The 3,577-nt window shown below is 54.5% G+C and carries 3 protein-coding genes; all 3 read right to left on the bottom strand.

What is annotated here, in order from left to right:
• Window positions 1–1,051 (bottom strand): tagatose-bisphosphate aldolase subunit GatZ (gene gatZ / locus ACLQ7H_RS19865; RefSeq protein WP_411754153.1); only part of this gene is annotated, 1,051 nt, incomplete at its 3' end.
• A gap of 450 nt (window positions 1,052–1,501) precedes the next feature.
• Entirely contained in the window at window positions 1,502–2,356 is an 855-nt protein-coding gene (locus ACLQ7H_RS19860; RefSeq protein WP_411754152.1) for a tagatose bisphosphate family class II aldolase, read from the bottom strand.
• A 193-nt stretch (window positions 2,357–2,549) separates the two neighbouring features.
• The gene (locus ACLQ7H_RS19855) at window positions 2,550–3,392 is read right to left on the bottom strand and encodes a 23S rRNA (adenine(2030)-N(6))-methyltransferase RlmJ (protein ID WP_411754151.1); all 843 of its coding nucleotides are present in this window, start codon (window positions 3,390–3,392) and stop codon (window positions 2,550–2,552) included.
• Between the last annotated feature and the right edge of the window lie 185 nt (window positions 3,393–3,577).

Genomic DNA, 3,577 nt, shown 5'->3' with positions numbered 1-3,577 from the left:
AACGGATACGGTCCGACAGGCTGAAATGCAGGTCGATCAGCGAGCGGCTGAACGTCGGGTGATAATACTTTTTCCAGTAATCCGGTTCGTCGAGCATCACGGCGTCAATCACCGCCAGGATCTGGCTACGTTTTTCCGGGGCAATCAGGGCCTGTTCGATATTGGCCAGGGCAAACACCGCTTCGCGCAGGGCAAACGTCAGGGCCGGGCCAACCTTGAGAATGGCGAAGTGATCGCGCACCAGTTGCTGATAGGCTTCACGCGTTTGGTAATCGGTAGAGTGTGCCTCATAGACCAGCGGCGTGGTGGTAATAAACTGGGAGAGCTCGCAGGCTAGCTGTGGTTGGTAAGCGATCACCTGTGAGTGATCGAATTCCACCCCTGGCTGCACTACCACGGCGATGATCCTGGGGATCGCCGCTGCCAACCCGGCCTTGCGGAACGCCTGATAGTGAGTTTCCAGCGTGGCGGCGGCATCCGTCGCGTGAGTGATATGTACGCTACCGATGGCGGAAGATTCTCCTCCAGGAACCGGCACCTCGGTCCCAATCACATAGGTCAGCTGCTGTTTTTGCTCTGGGGTGGCGACCTGTTCGGCGATCTGACACAGACGTGCTGCGCGTTCTGCTACGACGTGGGGATCCAGCGGGATCGGATCGTCGGCGCAGGACATGGACGCATCCAGATGGATCTTGCTGAATCCGGCGGTAACGTAGTCGGCGATCAGCACTTCCGCTTTTTCCATTGCGCTAGCGGCGGGTTCATTTTGCCAACAGTTTGGGCCTAGATGGTCGCCCCCTAACAGCAGCCGGGAGAGCGGAAAGCCGACGGTTGCCGCAATATCGCAGACAAACTGCCGGAAATCCGCCGGTTTCATGCCGGTGTAACCGCCAAACTGATTAACCTGGTTGGAAGTGGCCTCGATCAGCACCTGGCGATCGCTGTGCAGATCCAGGCGTAATGCGGCTTCAATGACTAATGGGTGTGCCGAACAGACAGAGCAGATCCCGATCGGCTCCCCTGCTTTATGTCGTGCGATTATATTTTTCATGCTACCCTCCGTTTTCTTACGAATATAATCGTAATGTTTCGAAAGGTTAGCAATGCACTTTTCTATTATTCGTGATCAAGATCGAAAACTTTAGCGTTATTTCTCCGTGCCGGTGCTTTCAGTGTGAGGGGATAAGTTAACGAATGGATTGGTTTTAGTTATTTAAAATCAGTTGATTACAGATATTTTGTAAAAAGAGGGATCGGCATACGCAATAAAGTGAAAGCGGTTATTGTGACGAGAGGATGCCCCTCACCCCAACCCTCTCCCATAGGGAGAGGGAGTGGTCCGGCGTTGCGGTTGGGAATGGAGTGTATTATTGGGCCGCTCAATTACCCTTCTTTGTGGGAGTTGGTGAGGTGGTATGCGAGGGTTAATTTGTAGCACGTACTGTCCCCTCTCCCTGTGGGAGAGGGTTAGGGTGAGGGGCAATCACCGTGTTGGCGTAGTTCACAGCTTGCCTTCGCAGCCACAAACCTGAATCACCTTTTGCACCACCTGCTGCATCGCCAGCTTGGCGGGCTGCATATAGTGGCGCGGATCGTTGGCCTGCGGATGCTCCGCCAGATGCTGCTTCAGCGCATCGGAAAAGGCGATCTTCAGCTCCGTCGCCACGTTCACCTTGCACACCCCAAGCCGAATCGCCTGCTGAATATCAGCGTCTGGCAAACCCGACGCACCGTGCAGCACCAACGGTACGCTGACTCTGTCGCGGATCTGCCCAAGACGGGTGAAATCCAGCTCTGGCTTGCCCTGGTAAAGTCCGTGTGCCGTACCAATCGCCACCGCCAGTGAATCGATGCCGGTGGAACGCACAAACTCCTCGGCCTGCTGCGGCGAGGTATAGCGGGCATCCTTGGCATCAACGCTGATGCCATCCTCAACGCCACCAAGCCGCCCCAGTTCTGCCTCAACGCTGACATCATAACGATGGCAAAACTCGGTCACCTGCCGCACCAGGGCAACATTTTCCGCAAAGGGCAGATGGGAGCCGTCAATCATGGCCGAACGGATCCCTGCATGCACTTTGGTTTCAATATCTTGCAGGGTTTCATGGTGATCCAGATGCACCGCCAGCGGGATGCGGTATTCGGCGGCCAGCTGTTTGACAATGGCGACCACGTTAGCCGTTCCTGCATAGAGATAGGTGCCGGGCGTCCCGGCCAGGATCACCGGCGAACGCAGGTGCGCGGCGGTTTCAGCCACCACCTGCATGGTTTCCAGGTTATGAATGTTAAAGGCCGGTACGGCATAGCCCTGTTGTTGTGCCTTCTGCAGCATATTGTGGGTCGAAATGATGTACACCACTTGCCTCCTATTTTCTTTTATTACGTTATCTTTCGATAATCATCATCTAATCGAAAGTTAAAATAAGCAAACAGTTATTTTGCGGTTGTGATGAGGATCGGAAAAAGATCGAGGCAAAATGAGGAGCAAGCTGGGGGGATGGAGGAAGGGAAAAGCGGATGGCCGCCCAGGCAGGCGACCATCATCGAACTTATTCTGGTACGACCCAGTTCACCAGGTGGTGGCCGATGCCGCTTGGCACCAGTACCTTGTGTAGCCACGGCAGCACGTTGTTCATTTGCTGTTCCAGCTTCCAAGGTGGGTTAATCACGATCATGCCTGAAGCCGTCATCCCGCGTTGATCGCTGTCGGGCTTCACCGCCAGCTCGATTTGCAGGATACGGCGGATACCGGTCGCTTCCAGCTCTTTGAGCATGCGTTTGATCTGCTGGCGCATCACCACCGGGTACCACAGAGCATAGGTGCCGGTAGCAAAACGCTTGTAGCCTTCCTGAATGCCTTTCACCACATCTTGATAATCGGTTTTCATCTCATACGGCGGGTCCATCAGGATCAGGCCACGGCGTGACGGAGGTGGCAACTGCGATTTTAACTGCTGGTAACCGTCGGCACGCTGCACTTTGGCGCGCTCGTCTTTCTGGAATTCGTTACGCAGCAGCGGGAAATCACTTGGGTGCAGCTCTGTCAGATGGATTTTATCCTGTGGGCGCAGCAACTGGCGGGCGATCAGCGGTGAGCCAGGGTAATAACGCAGAGTGCCAGAACGGTTGAAGTTGTGTACCACGCTCATGTAGGCCGCCAGCTCTTCCGGCAAATCGTCACGTTGCCACAGCAGGCCGATACCTTCCAGGTATTCCCCGGTACGCTCGGCGTGCTCACCGCTCAGCTGATAGCGCCCGGCACCGGAGTGGGTATCCAGGTATAGCAGCGGCTTATCTTTTTCTTTCAGCGCCTCAATGATCAGGCTCTGAACGGTGTGCTTGAGCACGTCGGCGTAGTTGCCGGCGTGAAAACTGTGGCGGTAACTTAACATGGCGTTTTTATCCGATTGATTTTAATACACTATTATCGAAAGCATTTATTCTGGCAGGTTGAGGGTGCTAGACGTGAAAAAGCCTGGAAAAACCCGGCTTAAAACTATGCGACTTCCTAAGCCTGCATTGTTGCATATTTTTGGTTTACCTGGATATCGAAGTCGGTAAACAGTGCGACAGGTTT

The sequence above is a fragment of the Serratia sp. (in: enterobacteria) genome (genome assembly GCF_046715635.1).
GTDB lineage: Bacteria > Pseudomonadota > Gammaproteobacteria > Enterobacterales > Enterobacteriaceae > Chania.
The sequence above is the reverse complement of the archived record's forward strand: the minus strand, read 5'-3'. Positions and strand labels throughout refer to the sequence as shown.

Bases quoted from the DNA above. Each gene is read 5' to 3' on its own strand.
- ACLQ7H_RS19855 (WP_411754151.1), bottom strand. From the start codon at position 3,392: ATGTTAAGTTACCGCCACAGTTTTCACGCCGGCAACTACGCCGACGTG.